Here is a 16810-nt window from a genome sequence, read left to right as displayed (position 1 = left end):
CGGCGCGTGGCGCAATACGAACGCGAGATGGTTCACCACAGAGCCGAAGTGAACGCGGCTTGATGCGCCCCGCTGCAAAGCGCGATGCGGGCTTTTTCAGTTGGCCGACACCGGGGCCACCAGTCCGCAGAGCGGGGCCGGAAGCCGGCGAAAGCCTTGAAGTGCGAGGATATGGCCCCTGCTGTCCGAAATTGGCTTTTTCTGGTCCAACGGTAAATCTACACCGTGCGAATTGCTGCGCTTCGTGGCGCCAACCCGAGGAAAACCCCTGACGCACTCCGCAGAAACCAAGGCTCTGGCAACCGGAAAATGGGCCAACCTCGTCATGTGCGCCTCGGGCATTCTGGCGGCATACCTGTCGCATTCGGACGCCTTGTTGGTCGACGGCCTGTATTCGGGCGTGAACTTCTGTGCCGCGATCATCGCCGCGCGAATTGCAAGCGCGGTCGCGCGTCCGGCCGACCGATTGTACCCGTTTGGATATGATGCGCTGGAAGCCCTGTATGTAACCTTCCGCTCGCTGGTGCTGGCAGGTATCCTTGTGTTTGCGGTTCTGGGCGCGGGTCAGAAGATCCTGACCTACCTGTCCGGGGGCGAGGTTCCAGAGCTGGTCTACGGACCCATCCTGGCCTACAGCGCGGCCATGGTCCTGATCTGTCTGGGTCTGGCAATCCGGTATCACGGCACCTGGGTTGACGGGGGACGCCAAAGTGCGCTTCTGCTGGCCGAACGTCGCGCAGCCCTTGTTGATGGGATCATGAGCGCGGGTGCCGGTGCCGCATTGCTTGGCAGCCCATTGCTCTTGGAAACCCGGTTTGCCGGGGTCGTGCCGGTCGCGGATGCACTGATCGTTCTGGTGCTGACACTGGTGATGCTGCCCCAGCCGCTGATGATGTTCCGTTCCGCCCTGGGCGAGGTTGCCGGGGCCGCCGCCCCCGGAGATGCCGACAAGATCGCCCGCACAAGAGCGGCGCAGCTGCTGGCAGAGCGGCCATTCGATCTGGTGGACGTGGCTGTAACACAGTTGGGCCGATCCTATTTCGCCGTGTTCTACATCAACCCGACCAAGCCGGTCGACGGCGCGGAAATCGACGCGTTGCGCGGGGCTCTGGCGGCGTCGTTCTCCGGGATTGTTGCCCCGGTGAAAATTGAAGTTGTTGTGACCGCATCCTCGCCGTTCGGCCGTGCGGTGGTCACATCACAAGACGCGTAACGTGTCGCGATTTCGCACCCAGCGGCTGCCCATGGTGGCACTGATCGGCACGCTGGCCGCCGGTCCGGCCCTTTCGCAATCCAGCTGGGAACAGTTCAAGGACACCCTCAGCCGCAACGCCGGTATCGACTTTGAATTCACCTATGCGCCGGTGATACAGGCCAGCCCGGATCGGGATTGGGAAAGCACGGCCAATCACGAGTTGGATTTCATCGGCAGCTGGACACCGGCCAACGGGTCGGGTGTGTTGCAATGGTGGGCGCTGAACATCCTGGACTATTCAAGCCTGTCGACGTCGGCGTTTTCCAACACCCTGGGTATCATCTCGGATCCCAATGATGGCGATCTGGGCGGTGATCGCAGCTTTTCGGGGCTGGCGCTGTTGTGGTGGCAGCAGGAACTGGCCGGCGGCGTGCGGCTGAATTTCGGCAAGCTGGGACTGGCCGAGTTGGTTGGCAAGAACCGCTATGCCCATGATGGCCGGTCGGATTTCTTCAACACGGTTGTGACCGGGGATGTGGTTGCGGGCTATAACGTCCAGGACAGCGGACTGGGTGTCTTTGCCGAGCTACGCCGTCCGGAATGGTACGTTTCTGGTTTCGTTGCGGATGGTTCGGCCGAGGACAACTGGATCGACTTTGACAGTCCGGGCGACGGTGTCTGGCAATACGCGGCCGAGTTGGGCTTGACCCCGGAAATCGCGGGATTGGGACCCGGGAACTACCGGTTCACCGTTTCAGGCATCGATGCCATCGAAACCGGCAACGGAACACGGCAGAACGGCTGGGGATATGGGGTCAGCGCGGATCAGGACATCGGCGCAAACCACGCGGTATTTGCGCGGTTTTCCAGATCCGCCAGTCAGATGACCGAATACCTGCAGGCACTCGCCGCAGGCTATGTCTACAAGGCGCCATTTGGGCGGGTTGATGACCGGATCGGGCTGGCCGCATGGCAGGTCGAGTCCGAGGACGCCTCGTTGCGACGCGAAAAAGGCCTTGAAGCGTATTGGAGTGTCCAGGTTTCCGACACGACCAGCATTACCCCCGACCTTCAGATCATCCTTGATCCGGCAAAGGACCGGTCTCGCAGCAGCGTCACGGTTCTGGGCCTGCGTTTGCGGGTGGTTTTCTGAAACGGGTGACTTGGAAAAACACTGCGTGAGATGGGAAAACACATATGACGGATCGTGATGACAAGACCAAAGACGCACCGGTCGTTGGCCGCCGGGATGTTCTGCGCGGGGCTGGTGCCGTCGGGGCGATGGCCGCGGCCGGGTTCGGGGCGAACCAGGCGCGCGCAAACGTCTTGCAGGCCAACGACGCCAACAGCCCCTTTGGCGAGTTCCGCGACCAGTGGTTCGCCAACACACACCACTCCTGGTTCGAATTCCCCTCGGCGGACCCGGATGTCCTGCATATCTACGGCTACACGGACGAAACGTCTTATGCTCAAGGGGATGTGGTGGATGTGCATGTCAGCACCTCGGCGGCAACCTACGATCTGACGGTCTATCGCGACGGCGCACAGCGCGACGTCGTGTTTGAACAGACCGGTTTGCCGGGGGTGCATCACACAACGCCGGACGACGCCTATCTGAACGGCCCCCGCTGGCCGGTCAGCATCGAAATACAATCCTCGGCCGACTGGCGCAGCGGCGGATATGTCATCGAACTGAGGGCGGCCGGCACCGACGGGCAGGAAATCGTGCAACACGGTTTCTTCGTGCTGCGCCCGGCCAAGGCCGGGGCGAACAAGATCGCCTTCGTCCTCGCCACCACCACCTGGCAAGCCTATAACGATTGGGGCGGATCCAACTTCTACGAAGGCGTCGCCGGTCCGGACGGCAATGCGTTTTCGCCCATCACCAGCACCCGCCGACCCTGGGCGCGCGGCTTCATCTTTCAACCGCCCGGCCTGCCCCGGATCATTGATACCGCGCCCCGACCCATCGGATCGAAACCGCGCTACCCGACGCTCGACTACGCGTATGCACACGGCTATTGCAAGTATTTCGCCGGCGCGGGCTGGGCGTCGTTCGACAGCCACTTTGCCCGCTGGGCGGATGGTGAAGGCTATGGCCTGGACTACTTTGCGCAAGACGATCTGCACCGCAATCCGGATCTGTTGAAGCCCTACAAGACCGTGGTCATGGTCGGGCATGATGAATATCACACCCAGGAAGAACGCGAAGCACTGGACAGCTTTGTCGAGGCGGGCGGCAATCTTGCCCGCTTCGGTGCCAATGTCATCTGGCAGGCACGCCGTGAGGATGGGCAATTGATCTGCTACAAGGCCCGGGCCGTCGACGAGGACCCCGTACGCAACGACCCTGCGCGCAAACACACGTTGACCACCGCATGGGAGGCCATGGATCTGAACCTGCCGCCTGCCCTGACCTGGGGCGTGAACGGGTTGCGCGGCGTCTACATGAAAATGGGCGGCTTCCAGCCGCGGGCCACTGGGGGATACACCGTCTACCGCCCCAAGCACTGGGCGCTTGAGGGCACCGATCTCTACTATGGTGACGTGTTCGGGCAGGACGCGGCCATTGCCGGGTACGAGGGCGACGGGCTTGCCTATACCTTCCGCTATGGCCAACCCTACCCCACGGGCGAGGATGGCGCATCAAAAGACATCGAGATCATCGCCATGGCTCTGGCCGGTATGGATGAAGAAGACCACGGCAACCCGGAAACCTACCTCTATGCCCGCGACGGCGATCTGTCGTTTTCGGCCAAGGCGATTCTGGGGGCCGACACCGAAGAGAACCGCGCGAAGCTACGCTACGGCTCGGGCATGATTGTCAATATGAGCAAGGGACAGGGAGAGGTTTTCAACGCCGCCACAACAGACTGGATCAGCGGATTGCGTGACCGTGACCCGTTCGTCGAGATCATCACCCGCAACGTGCTGAACAAATTCACGGCGTAACATCCGCGGCGGGCGGCCCCCGCCCGCCCGCCATCGTCACAGCCCGTGTGCCCGCGTTGAATTTGCCATACTGCGAACGGGATTTTTGACATGCACAAAGCTGCCAAACCTTCGACGATCCTTGTCTCTGACGCCCGGGATCTGTTCCAAAGCAACACGATCCGCTTTCACCGTGCGTTGCGCGGCACGGGGACGCTGGCGGAACTGCACATTTTCGAAGGCCAATCGCATGGCAACAATCTTGATCCCGGGACGCCGGGGTCAGCACAGGTCGTCAGAGAGGTCTGTGCGTTCTTTGACGCGCAGTTGTCGCAGGGTGATGGTCGGTGAAACTGGAAAACCTTTCGGAAGCCCCGGCCGTGACCATGCAATCTGACCAGAAACCGCCAAAGGGCAACCGGCTCGAAGGCCTCGATCTCGCCCGCTATGTGGCTTTTGTCGGGATGGTGGTCGTCAACTTCACGATCGTCATGGGCGTCGAGAACGGCACCGGCGTGCTGAACACCCTGACCGTCGCGTTGGAAGGTCGCGCAGCAGCAACCTTTGTCGTTCTGGCCGGCATCGGCCTCGGGCTTGCCGGTTTGAAGGGGTTGGACCAGACGGTCTGGGTGACAATCAAGCGCGCTGTTTTCCTGCTGATCGTCGGCCTGCTGAACATGACGATCTTCGACGCCGACATCCTGCACTACTACGCCTTCTACTTTCTCTTCGGTGTCGGCCTGCTTGCGCTGTCCAGCCGCGCCCTGACGGGGGTAATTCTTGGCCTGAATCTTGTCTTCACGATCATGATCCTGACGCTGGATTACGATGCAGGCTGGAACTGGGACGACCACACCTATTCCGGGTTCTGGACGCCCGCAGGGTTCATTCGCAATCTGGTCTTCAATGGCTGGCATCCGGTCATCCCGTGGCTGGGGTTTGTGCTGTTCGGGATCATTCTCAGCCGACTTGCGCTGGCAGACCGTTCGACACAGACCCGGCTGATCGTCGGAGGAGCCGCAGCACTTGCCGCAGCCGACGGCATCAGCGCCATTCTGACAACCCAACTTGGGCAGCTTGACCCAGAGCTTGCAGCCCTTGCCACGACCGGACCCGTGCCGCCGATGCCGCTTTATACCGTTGCGGGGCTAGGTGCGGCATGCCTGGTCATCGGCCTGTGCCTGCGGGTTTCGGACCGGCTCCGGACCATGGGCGTGCTGAGGCTGCTGCTGCCCGCCGGACGTCAAACCCTGACGCTCTACATCGCGCATATCCTGATTGGCATGGGCGTTCTCGAAGCACTTGGCAGGCTTGGCGGACAAACAGTCGGCCAAGCCGTGTTTGCCTCTGCCCTGTTCTGCCTCGCCGCGACGATCTACGCCCTGATCTGGGCAAAGTGGTTCAAACGGGGGCCGATCGAAGCCTTGATGCGAAAAGTCGCTGGATAGTCGGTGGATCATCTGCGGATCGGCAGGGCCGACCGCGTGGGATGGATCGGGGGCCCGAAACGGTTTCGGCTACCAAAGCATGTCGAGGCGATCCGCCTCCGGCCCGAAATCGCGAACAGAACCCAAGACCTTGCGCCGTTCGACCTCGCGATCGACAGCATGTACCGCAGTTGCGATCCGGTGAAACGTCCTGTCGCCGATACCTAAGCTGCCGGCCGGATCAGGGGCCGAGCAGCGATCTTTCAGCGCAAGACCCAGCCTCCGATCCGGCTCGATCCCGCCGTGGGGACCCGCCGACCGTTCGACACATGACTTGAGGATCCGGCAAGCGCTACGATCTTCGCCACATCCAAAGCCGCCAGAACGCGTGGCTGGTCAGGGACCGCGTGCCGGACATCGGCCGCGCGCCAAGCTCGTACAGCACGCATTCAAAGGGCCATACCAGCGTTGCTCTTGTCTGCCCCAGGACCAGCAACCGGCGCGGTCCGACACCTGCTGGGCCACACGAAGATGGACAGCACCGTGAGAACCACTGCAGGATGCGAGTGTATGGAGGAGGTTTTCTGCTGAACGAGTTCAACCAGAAGCGCGCGCCGCAGGTCGACGGTTTGCGGATGCGTTCAACCTTGATCAAACATGCCTCCCTTCAGGCGGCCTTGCAGCCCTGGGTGCAGATGGAGTGTTTCCAGCTCAGCCGGGGCAAGAGCCTGGGGCGACTGGACAGTATCGACCTCGACAGCAAGAAAGTTGTCCGCGAAACCCAGAACGCCGGTGTTCAGAAGCTGGGTGCCACCCCCGCCAACCTCTGCACGGTGTCTTACAGCTCGTTCGATCCGGCCTTGCGGTTTGCCGATCACGATGCGGGCACCGCCGACACGATATTCTTCATGCCGGAAAAGACCGACTTCGATGTGTATGTCCCGGCCGGCGCCCAGACGACCTATGTCAGCCTGGATCAGGATGAGTTTCTGAGGCAGGCGCGGATCTTGAACCCCTCGGTTTGGGATACGTTGCAAGGGGGTGTGACAGTCCTCCGGTCCGGTCAAAAGGCCTTGCTCAAGGACACCGTCGAGACGTGCTTCATGGTGGCTGGCGGGACCGCTGGATCATGTCCCGCTTTTGACATGAGTGGTTTGCGCCGTCTTCTCCACCAGGCGATCCTTCATATCGCAACGACAACGCAGGCCGCCGCCATAGAGGTGCCCCACGCTGCGCGCGTGCGGGCGCGGCGCATTTGCCGACAGGCGCACGCCTTTGCTGAAGAGCGCTGGAGCCTCCATGATCCGCCCACGATTGTCGAACTCTGCACTGCAGCCGGCGTGTCCGAACGCACATTGCAATATGCATTCAGGACCCATTTCGGACTGTCGCCAATGACCTATCTGCGCCTGCTGCGCCTGAACCGCGTTCGGGACATTCTTGTGGACGCGTCCCCCGGCACGACGAGCGTAACGGCGATCGCCATGGATCACGGGTTTCTGCACCTAGGCCGGTTTGCCCGCGACTACAAGCGTCTCTTTGGCCAGTCCCCCTCCGCAACGCTTGGAAGGTGACCGACCGGGGTACGCAGATCTGCATGGACTGCCGATTGCCCCGGGATTTGCGGAAATCGGATAGTCCCTCCTGATTTCCCTCGATAGCCTGACCGAATACTCAACCTTTGAGAGAGTTCCGCAGGCTCCATTCCGACACCCAACCTGACACTTCGCCAGCAATGGGCGAGCGACTTTGGACACCCCACCCCATGCCGCAAATCGAACCACGCACCCCTCGCCCGATCCTGACCGGCCACGTTCTGGCGGGTCTGCTGGCCGTCATGCTCCTGTTTGCGGCCACCGTTGTGAGAGGACAAGAGATCGACGGCTACCTTGCGGATGTTCGGGCCGAATACGGCCTGCCCGCGCTGGCCGCCGCAGTGGTGCAAGATGGCGCAATCGTTGCGGCCGCAGCGGTTGGCACGCGTATTCTGGGCGGCACGCAGCCCGTGGCAATCACCGATCGGTTCCATATCGGTTCGAACACCAAGTCCATGACCGCGACGCTTGCCGGGATGATGGTGGATGAGGGGAAATTGCGGTGGGACTCAACTGTCGGTGAGGTTCTGGGGGACGATGTTCCGGGCATGAGCGCGAGCCTGGCCGCTGCCAGCCTCGAACAACTCTTGTCCCATTCCAGCGGCATTCCCAGCGACAATGAACAGATCCTCGACCTCTATTTCAGCGCTGACGCGTTCGACTACAACCTGACCGATCTCCGCCATCGCCTGCTGGACCAGTGGAAAACGACCGAGATTGAAAGGCCGCAAGGGTCACCGTTTCAGTATTCAAACCTTGGCTACGTCATTGCCGGGATGATGATCCAGAAAGTCGCTGGAAAGCCATGGGAGCAGTTGATGCACGACCGCATCTTTTCGCCCCTGGACATGCAGACGGCGGGACTTGGCCCGCAGGCAACCTATGGCCTGATCGATGCGCCGGTCGGACACAGAATCGGACCCGACGGGACCGTGATACCGATGCTCTGGGGACCAGCAGCGGATATGCCGCAAGTCATCGCGCCGGCCGGTAACGCCCACATGTCCATCCTAGATTATGCAAAATGGGCTGGCTGGAATGCCGGAAAGGGCACACGTGGCCCGGCGCTGGTGACACCGCAGACGCTGACCCACATCCAGTCGGTCAAGGTCGACACCCCCGTCCGAAAAAACCCGCCGCCGGGCACCCCCGGAACCGGCAGCTACGGGCTGGGCTGGGGGATCGTGACCTTCGACTGGGCGGACGGGCCCTTGCTGACGCACAACGGGTCGAACTCGATGAACCTTGCCCGGATCGTCGTCGATCCGACGCTGGATCTCGCCATCATCGTGGCGACGAATTTCCCTGGCGCCCAAGCCAATGCGGCGACGGGTTCGGTCTTGCAACATCTCTACACGGTATATTCCGCGAAATAGCGCCGATACTCCCGACCTCCGATCAACATGTTGTCCAAATGAGGAACCAAAATCATGTGCCAGGACACTTCAAAAGAGACCATCAGCCGCCGGGGTCTGTTCATGGGCGGGCTTGCGCTCGGCGTCGCGGGCGCCTCGGCCTCGCAGGTCGCCGCCCAGGTGGCCGAGGCACGGCCTGCCACACCCGACGAGGCTCTCAAACGTCTGGTCGAGGGCAACGAGCGCTACGTGGCCAACAAGGCGATCAATACGGACCATTCGGCCGCACGCGCGGCACGGGCGCAGGGCCAACAGCCCTTTGCAGCCGTCGTCTCCTGCGCCGATTCCCGGGTTGTTCCAGAGTTGATTTTTGACCAGGCGCCGGGCGATCTTTTCGTGCTTCGCGTGGCGGGGAATTTCATCAATGACGACGGGTTGGCGAGTCTTGAGTTCGGCGCGGCGGTTCTTGGCATCCAGACCATCGTCGTTCTGGGACACACGGCCTGCGGTGCCGTTGACGCGACGATCAAATCCATCCAGGACAGGACGCTGCCGCCGGGACACTTGCCGCTTCTGGTCAATGCAATCCGCCCTGCGGTCTATGACGTCCTGCCCGACGATCCGGCAGACCTGCTGGCGGCCGCAACAGCAAGAAACGCAACGCTGAACGCCGAAAAGGCGGTCTCGGCAGATCCGATCCTGGCCGATCTCCACGCGTCCGGCAAGATCAGTGCCGTCGGTGGCGTCTACGACATCTCCAGCGGGAAGGTGGACTTTCTCCAGGGGCTCTGAAACCGCGCGATCAGTTTGTGTTTCGGGACAGGGGAACCTGACGCCGCTTTTTCACCAGGTCATCCTGTCTGCGCAGCCTTGCGAAAGTCACTCGGGGCATGACCCGTCGCGTCCTTGAAGGCGCGACGGAAACCGCGTGGATCTGCGTACCCCAAGAGCTTTCCGATCTCCGCCAGGGGCATGTCAGTTTCAGAGAGAAGCGCCCGCGCGCGATCGCTGACAACCCGTGAGCGGACTTGACGAAAGGTCGTACCCTCGGTCCTCAAGGCGCGTTGAAGGGATCTCGGTCCAATGGCAAGCAAACGGGCGATGGTGCGTTCATCCGTCTGGCCGGTTGCGGATGTGATGGTCAGCATCTGAACCACGGCATCTTCCATGGTCTGTGTTGGCGCGATGTTCATCAGCAGTCCCAACTCGCCAAGCGACATTGTTCTTTCGGGCTGCGGTGGGCCGGGGTTCAGCGTCGCGAGTTCTGACAGGCGGATGGCGACGCCGGGCACCAGTGCACCCGAACGGATCTTGGTCCCCGAAAGATCTGCAAGGACCGCGAGTTCGCGGGCATTGGTTTCCGGCACTTCGACCCAATCGGGCGTCCAGTCGGAGCCCAGAAAATGGCGTGCAACGCGCCGGATGACAAACAGCGCGCCTTCGTCAAGATGGTGATGCCCGACCACGGACAGGCCTTTGGAATCGCGTCCGACGACCAGATGCGTTTCGGTCTCTCGCAAGGTGATCTCCGAGCCGGGATGCGTAAACATCAGGGCCCGCCGCCCCCGGTCAAACGCCGATGCCAAATCCGGCGCGCCCAGAACGAAATGCGAAAAGGCGCCATAGGTCGAATAGTCGAAGGCCTGCCCGAGCCGTGCCCCGAGGTGGCGGTCACCGATGGCACGCGCGACCGAGTCGACCAAGACAGCTTCAGACGCATAGGGGATGAACCCGGACACCCCGTCGAGCATCGTGCGATCAAGCCCCGCCGACCGAAGCGCCCTGTCCACAGTCAACCGCCCCGCGAACCGATCAAGAAGATCCACGACGTGAGTGAGTTCTACGAGGTTCACCATATTTCTCTGCATGGGATCGCATTGTCGCAAAATGTCCTGCAATGCAATGGTACCCTGTAGACAGGGTAAACAAGCGACCGGCCCATGTCTGAAACGAGGCCGCAGAGAGGCCCCGCAGATGAGGATCACCACCATTCGCGCGTCGGCTGCTCTATGCGGTCTATGTTTGCCCGTCGGAGCCTTCGGGCAGGACGCCGCCGACCTGGCGCAGGAACTGGCGAACCCGCTCGCGGCTATCATCTCCGTGCCGTTCCAATTGAACCATGACGACAATCTCGGCCTGGCGAACGACGGCAACCGGACGACGTTGAACCTGCAACCGATCGTCCCCTTCGCGCTCGACAACGGTGCCAACATCATCACGCGCACGATCATCCCCTATATCTGGCAGGAAGACGTGATCCCCGGCACCTCGCAGAGCGGCTTTGGCGATGTTCTGGCAAAGGCGTGGTATTCCCGGACCACCAAGACCAACCTGACCTGGGGCATAGGTCCAGTGGTCCGGTTCCCGACCTTTTCCGATGTCTCCAGCGAAACATGGGCTGCGGGTGTCACCGGCATTGCATTGCAGCAGAAGGGCCCGTGGACATACGGCGTGCTGGCCAACCACCTGCGAGATCTGGAAGACGATCCCAAGGTTCCCACCAATGCAACCTTCGTCCAGCCCTTCGTCGCTTACTCGACCGAGGACGCGTGGACCTATTCGCTCCAAAGCGAATCCACCTACGACTGGGAGGCCGACAGCTGGTCGGTGCCCCTGAACGCCTCGGTGTCGAAGCTGGCGATCATCGATGGCAAGCCGGTCAACTTCCAGGCCGGTGTCGGCAACTGGCTGGAGAGCCCGGAAGGCGGGCCAGAGGATTGGCGGTTCCGCCTTCAGGTTCAGTTCGTGCTGCCGAAGGGGTGATGAGAACGACCGCGCCAACCCCGCCAATCGGCGAGGCTGCCTTCCGAACAGGGGGGCTCAAGGCGGGGGTCCGCATTAAGAACGGGCGCGGGGCGCCAGATCAGGATTTTACAAGAAAAGAGGGCCACACGTTGCCCTTTTCCAACGAACGGGAATGGAGGTTCCACATGCAAATCAGACAAACGGCGCTCATGGCGTCACTCGCATTGGCGATGGCGATGGGCTTTGCACTATCCACGCCTGCCATGGCGAACAAACAGGTCCAGAACACAATTGGTGGCGCGGTGGTGGGTGCAGGCGTCGGCTTCCTTGTGGGCGGCAACAATGGCGCGAAAGGCGGCGCTGTTGTCGGCGCGATCGCTGGCGCAAGAAAATAGGAATTGGTTGTCTGACTGCTCACGCGTGAGGGGCACAGACACGGCAAGGAAATCGGAAATGATACGTTGTTTTGAAAAGTCTGCCTTCGCGGCGATTTTCCTCTTCACCTTCGGCGGCATGACACAGGCCGACGAGATAATGGACCAGACCATCGCTGCGGCCCAGCCGTACATGCACCACAGTTGCGGGAGCATTCTTGACTCCTATGGCGATGACGAAGCGAAAGTGGCCGAAATCGTGCGCCTGATGGCGATGATTTCTCTCTACAACCGACAGATCGACGTCCTGGCAGAGGTTATGGACGAACAGGACCGTGCAGGTCTCAAGGACGAATTTGTCGAAGAGTTGGAAGACGCCTGCGATGACGATCCAGGCATGTCGTTGACCGGGGCCGTCGATCTCGCCGTCAGAGAGACCTTCCGGGCGTTCGACTGACCCGAAGCGCCACTTGCAGAAAACTGCCCAACAGGAAGGAAAACAATGATGAAACAGACCTATGGCCGGATTGCGCCGTTGTCACTGGCCCTGACTTGGGCGGTCGTCTTTGGGAGTGGCGCCAACGCGCAATTCCTTGGCGACGATCTTGACGCCTTGGTAGACGCTCGTGAAATCCCGGTGATGATCGGCAATTTCGCCCGCGCCGCGACGGATATCGAACTGGCCAAATACGTTTCCCTCGCCGGCGGGGTGAACCGCTTCTTTCACTTCCGCGATCCGGGAGACGTGGACAACCAACCCACCATCCGCATGAACTTTGACACGCTCTACAGCACGGCGGTCGTCGATATCAGCGACGGCGCGACGCTGTCGCTGCCCGAGGTGGGGGAGCGGTACATGTCCGCGATGATCGTCAATCAGGATCACTATATCAACGATGTGTTTCACGGCGGCGGCAGCTACACGCTCGACACCGAAACCTTCGACACGCCGTATATCATTGTTTTCATGCGCACGCTTGTGGATGCATCCGATCCCGATGACGTGGCGGCGGTGCATGCCATCCAGGATCAGATGACGGTCGAAGCCGCATCGTCGCAGCCCTTCATCCTGCCGGACTATGACGAAGAGGGCTATGAGGCGCTGGTCGCGGGGCTGAACGCGCTGCTGCCGTTCACCGCCGACAGCACTGGTGCTTTTGGTCCCAAGGACGAGGTCGATCCGATCAACCATCTGCTCAGCACGGCGATTGGCTGGGGCGGCTTGCCCGAGCGCGAGGCGTTCTATGATGGCGCAGATCTCGGCTTGCCCGTGGGCGAATACAAGATCGATGTTCCCGCAGATGTGCCGGTGGCGGCGTTCTGGTCGGTCAGCCTGTATAACAAGAACGGCTTTTTCGAGAAGAATGACCGAAACGCCTACAACGTGAATTCGGTCACCGGCGCGCGCAACGATGACGGATCAATGACGATCCACCTTGGCGGCTGCGACGACGATCGCGCGAATTGCCTGCCGCTGATGGAGGGGTGGAATTACATCGTGCGGATGTATCGGCCCGAGCCAGAGGTCATAGATGGCAGCTGGACCTTCCCCGAGGTCGTTCCTGCGAATTGATCACGTGCAGAACGGAATTGGATTTCCCATAAGGAAAGGGCTACCCCCGATGAAACAGTCAAGGATTGTCGCCCTGCTCGCGTGCTGGGCCATTGCGCCGGCGGCGATGGCGCAGGACCTCTCACCTTATATGGGCGGGCCGGTGGAGCTGGTCGAAGCCCCCAACGGCGCGATCGCCAACAAGAAGATCCTGGACGGGATCGATCAAGTTGGCTGGACCGGGCCAACGATCGACACCCCGGCTGAAGGGATCTGGCATTTTGGCGGCTATGGTCTTGCCCCGATTGCGGTAATCGACACCGACGAAGGGCTGATCGCCTTTGACACCGGCGACAGCAAGCATGACGGTGAATTGCTGCTGGCCGCGATCCGCACAGTCAGCGACAAGCCGGTCAAAGCCATCATCTATGGCCATTCCCACACGGTTCTGGGGGCCGGCGTGTTGGCCGAAGGCAACGATGATGTGATGATCATCGGCCACCCCAACCTGAATGAGGTCTACGAAGAAAACCAGAAAAGCTCTGGCATCCCGGCCTATTTCAACGAAATCGGCCCTTATCTGACAGCGCGGGCGTTGATCCAGTTCAACAGCTACCTGCCGGCGGAAGGGCCGGATGCCTTTGTGGTTCCCCTGACCCTGACGGATACGGACTCCGCCTTCATTCCGGTCAACACCCCGGTCGAAGATGGACAGGAAATGACCGTGCTTGGTGTCAGGATGCAGTTCTTCACCAAGTACGGCTCGGACGACAAGGTGCATACGACGGTCTGGTTGCCAGACCGCAAGATCCTGCTGACCACGATGCTGTGGTCCAGCCCGCCACAGCTGTATTCCGTGCGCGGGGACGTTTTCCGTGATCCGCGTGAATGGATCGCCGGGCTGAAATTCAACCGCGATCTGGGCGCCGAGGTTCTGATTTCCGCAGGCGCGAAGGCCGTTGTTGGCAAGGAAAACGTGGCGCGGATTCTCGAAGGCTATCTGGATGGGGCAGCCTTCGTGCTGGACCAATCCCTGCGTGGCATTCTTGGCGGGCTTGGCCCGGACGAATTGCGCGAATTCGTGCAGTTCCCGGCCTATCTCGATGAGATTCCCAATAACCTGCAGAACTACGGCGAGATTTCGTCCTATTCTCCGGCGATCTTTTATCAGTCGGTCGGCTGGTACGACAATGACGCGGCCAATCTGAAACCCGTGACACCGCGGGCCGAGGCGGAACGGATCGTCCCCCTTATGGGCGGGCGCGACGCGGTTCTGGCCGCAGCGTCGGCTGCCATGGAAGAAAAGGAATTTTCCTGGGCTGCACACCTGGTGAACTATCTCTACCAGCTTGATCCGCAGGACGCCGATGTGCGCCAGTTGAAGGCAGATGCGCTGCGCCAGATGGCTTATGTCAGCACCGGGGGCAATGATCGTGCGCACATGATGTCACAAGCCCTGTCGCTTGAAGGCAAGGTGACGATCCCGCGCCTGATCCCCCCGGCGCCCCAGACCATCTCCAGTTCGCCAACCACCTATGTGGACTATTTCCGCGTTCGAATTGACCCGGTAAAAAGCGGCGAAACCAACAGTTTCGTGCGGTTCGACTTTGACGATGGCACAAGCGCAGGCCTGCACATTCGTCGCGCCGTCGCCGAGTTCATTGCTACGCCGGACGACTACGCACGGCATCCGGACATCACGCTTGCCCTGTCCGGGGAAAGCTGGGCCGGCCTGTATCTCGGTGCGGCAACCCCTGCAGAGTTGATCGCAAGCGGCGAAATAAAGGTGACAGGGGATGCGGATGAAGCCGCCCGCCTGATCGATCTGTTCGACCGTTTCAGACCGGAACAATCCGTGGTCATTCCACCAGCCCTCAAGAGCCACAACCGCTGACGGCCCCATGTGACCAAGTGAAGAACCGCTCGAAGTGATCCGCAAAGTCGCGTGATGCCCGAATTTCTTGGCGGCGGTTGGGTCTTCCCTGCCGCCTGCCCCGTGAATGGACCCTATCGACAAAGGAAAAACGATGAAACTGCTGCTGACCCTCGCGGTGTGCGCCCCGACCTTGGCCATGGCCGAAAGAGTAACTGTTGATAACTTCGTCCGTGCGGAGTCTGACTACAATATCCGGGCCAACATGGACGCCTTCGACTTCGGGCTTGGAGAGTTGAAACACTTGCGCGACCCCATCTCGCCGGACAACCAGCCAACGATCCGCATGAATCAGGATACGCTCTATTCGGGGTTGGTCCTGGACCTGTCCCAGCCAGTTGAGATGGGACTGTTGCGTTAGTTATCATCTGTCAGAACGTTGCTTAAATGTCCTTACAAATCAGGCAGTTTCGAACACCTGTCTGATGAACTCGATTTCGCCTTGAGCACCTGGCTTCATGTTATGGATATGTCCGCGTTTGATGTGAGCAGCCCCACTTGAGTGGTCCAACTTGAAAGTTAGTGCATGATTGGCCTTTGGTCCATCGGAACGATGACTTCTGGCGCAGGTGGGCGGTAGCCCAAAGCACTATGTGGTCGTTTGGTGTTGTAATGGTTCCTCCATCTTTCAATGATGATTTGGGCTTCACGTAGCGAGTAGAAGATTTCACCGTTCAGCAACTCGTCGCGCATCCGCCCGTTGAAGCTCTCACAATATCCGTTCTCCCAGGGTGACCCGGGTTCGATGTAGGCAGTCCTTGCCCCAACCGCCTTGATCCAGTCCCTGACGGCCTCAGCGATGAACTCTGGGCCATTGTCCGACCTGATGTAGGCAGGCACGCCTCGCAGGATGAATAAATCCGTCAGAGCGTCGATTACTTCGGTCGAATTCAACTTCCGCTTCACCCGGATAGCCAGGCATTCCCTGCTGTGTTCATCCAAGATGTTGAGCGTCCTAAAGGCTCTGCCGTCGTCTGTTCTGTGGTGTACGAAGTCATACGACCAGACGTGATTACGATACTCAGGACGTAGGCGGACACATGATCCGTCATTCAGCCAGAGCCGCCCTTTCTTTGGTTGTTTCATTGGCACTTTAAGCCCCTCACGTCGCCAAAGCCGTTCGATGCGTTTGTCATTCACTTGCCAGCCTGCGTCTCTCAACAGCGCAGCAACTCGACGGTAGCCATATCGACCAAACTGGCGCGTCAGCTCGATCATGTCCTCGACCAAGCGTTCTTCGTCAGCGCGTCCACGTGCTAATCGGCGTTGTGTGGATCGGTGCTGGCCAAGAACGCGACAAACCCGTCGTTCAGAAACCTTGAACTGGCTACGAACATGGTTGATGCAGGCCCGCCTACGCGAGGGGCTCAGAAGTTTCCCGATGCGGCTTCCTTCAGGATCAACTTATCTAATGTCAGGTCAGAAACCGCACGACGCAGACGCTCGTTCTCTTTCTGTAGTCGCTTCAGTTCCTTGAGTTGTTCCGTGCCCATTCCGCCATACTTCTTCTTCCAACGGTAATAGGTTTGTTCAGTCACGCTGATCTGTCGGATCGCTTCAATTCGGGGCATGCCTTGCCCCATCAGAACTTCAACCTGCCGTAACTTCACGACAATCTCTTCTGGCTTAGGTCTCTTGATCGCCATACTTGGTCCTCCGCTTTCCTAACTATAGGGGCGGACCACTTCAAAGGGGGAGGCTCA

At 60.4% G+C, this 16810-nt stretch carries 16 protein-coding genes; 14 read left to right on the top strand and 2 right to left on the bottom strand.

Features of this window, described 5'->3' with window-relative positions; translation table 11 throughout:
- The first annotated feature begins 244 nt into the window (after positions 1 to 244).
- From ACP15K_RS15530 to ACP15K_RS15495, 8 genes are all read left to right on the top strand, one after another.
- Positions 245 to 1213 (top strand): cation transporter, encoded by a 969-nt coding sequence (locus tag ACP15K_RS15530; protein ID WP_193140835.1) that lies wholly within the window; start codon positions 245 to 247, stop codon positions 1211 to 1213.
- A 1-nt stretch (position 1214) separates the two neighbouring features.
- Complete coding sequence (locus ACP15K_RS15525) at positions 1215 to 2348, top strand: carbohydrate porin (RefSeq protein WP_424990923.1); 1134 nt, start codon at positions 1215 to 1217, stop codon at positions 2346 to 2348.
- Between the two features lie 44 nt (positions 2349 to 2392).
- On the top strand, positions 2393 to 4147 hold the full coding sequence (locus tag ACP15K_RS15520) for a N,N-dimethylformamidase beta subunit family domain-containing protein (RefSeq protein WP_424990922.1): 1755 nt from the start codon (positions 2393 to 2395) through the stop codon (positions 4145 to 4147).
- 90 nt (positions 4148 to 4237) lie between these two features.
- Positions 4238 to 4477, top strand: coding sequence for an alpha/beta hydrolase (locus tag ACP15K_RS15515; protein WP_193140838.1), 240 nt, complete (start codon positions 4238 to 4240; stop codon positions 4475 to 4477).
- Positions 4478 to 4512: 35 nt separating this feature from the next.
- A complete protein-coding gene (locus ACP15K_RS15510) occupies positions 4513 to 5574 on the top strand; it encodes a DUF418 domain-containing protein (protein WP_424990951.1) in 1062 nt (353 codons plus the stop codon).
- Between the two features lie 539 nt (positions 5575 to 6113).
- Positions 6114 to 7127 (top strand): helix-turn-helix domain-containing protein, encoded by a 1014-nt coding sequence (locus ACP15K_RS15505; RefSeq protein ID WP_424990921.1) that lies wholly within the window; start codon positions 6114 to 6116, stop codon positions 7125 to 7127.
- A 107-nt stretch (positions 7128 to 7234) separates the two neighbouring features.
- Complete coding sequence (locus ACP15K_RS15500) at positions 7235 to 8524, top strand: serine hydrolase domain-containing protein (protein ID WP_424990920.1); 1290 nt, start codon at positions 7235 to 7237, stop codon at positions 8522 to 8524.
- Between the two features lie 102 nt (positions 8525 to 8626).
- Entirely contained in the window at positions 8627 to 9295 is a 669-nt protein-coding gene (locus tag ACP15K_RS15495; protein WP_226925741.1) for a carbonic anhydrase, read from the top strand.
- Positions 9296 to 9354: 59 nt separating this feature from the next.
- Here the strand turns inward: ACP15K_RS15495 and ACP15K_RS15490 are convergent, their stop codons facing one another.
- Positions 9355 to 10494: a helix-turn-helix domain-containing protein gene (locus ACP15K_RS15490; RefSeq protein WP_424990919.1), complete on the bottom strand. Its 1140-nt coding sequence runs from the start codon at positions 10492 to 10494 to the stop codon at positions 9355 to 9357.
- A gap of 31 nt (positions 10495 to 10525) precedes the next feature.
- Between ACP15K_RS15490 and ACP15K_RS15485 the strand changes: the two genes are divergently transcribed.
- From ACP15K_RS15485 to ACP15K_RS15460, 6 genes are all read left to right on the top strand, one after another.
- Positions 10526 to 11266 (top strand): transporter, encoded by a 741-nt coding sequence (locus ACP15K_RS15485; RefSeq protein ID WP_424990918.1) that lies wholly within the window; start codon positions 10526 to 10528, stop codon positions 11264 to 11266.
- Positions 11267 to 11433: 167 nt separating this feature from the next.
- On the top strand, positions 11434 to 11643 hold the full coding sequence (locus ACP15K_RS15480; RefSeq protein WP_226925742.1) for a glycine zipper 2TM domain-containing protein: 210 nt from the start codon (positions 11434 to 11436) through the stop codon (positions 11641 to 11643).
- Between the two features lie 58 nt (positions 11644 to 11701).
- On the top strand, positions 11702 to 12079 hold the full coding sequence (locus ACP15K_RS15475) for a YmgD family protein (protein ID WP_193140843.1): 378 nt from the start codon (positions 11702 to 11704) through the stop codon (positions 12077 to 12079).
- 48 nt (positions 12080 to 12127) lie between these two features.
- Entirely contained in the window at positions 12128 to 13195 is a 1068-nt protein-coding gene (locus tag ACP15K_RS15470; RefSeq protein ID WP_424990917.1) for a DUF1214 domain-containing protein, read from the top strand.
- A 49-nt stretch (positions 13196 to 13244) separates the two neighbouring features.
- The gene (locus tag ACP15K_RS15465; protein ID WP_226925744.1) at positions 13245 to 15068 is read left to right on the top strand and encodes an alkyl sulfatase dimerization domain-containing protein; all 1824 of its coding nucleotides are present in this window, start codon (positions 13245 to 13247) and stop codon (positions 15066 to 15068) included.
- Between the two features lie 133 nt (positions 15069 to 15201).
- Complete coding sequence (locus ACP15K_RS15460; RefSeq protein ID WP_424990916.1) at positions 15202 to 15468, top strand: hypothetical protein; 267 nt, start codon at positions 15202 to 15204, stop codon at positions 15466 to 15468.
- Between the two features lie 158 nt (positions 15469 to 15626).
- Here the strand turns inward: ACP15K_RS15460 and ACP15K_RS15455 are convergent.
- A protein-coding gene (locus ACP15K_RS15455) for an IS3 family transposase (RefSeq protein ID WP_424990915.1) occupies positions 15627 to 16753 on the bottom strand; the annotation gives its coding sequence in 2 pieces (ribosomal slippage) (positions 15627 to 16489 and positions 16489 to 16753; 1128 coding nt in all).
- Positions 16754 to 16810 lie beyond the last annotated feature (57 nt).

Source organism: Fluviibacterium sp. S390 (assembly GCF_049800695.1).
Lineage (GTDB): Bacteria > Pseudomonadota > Alphaproteobacteria > Rhodobacterales > Rhodobacteraceae > Meridianimarinicoccus.
Note: the sequence above shows the minus strand (reverse complement) of the source record. Positions and strands in the feature narration are given on the sequence as shown.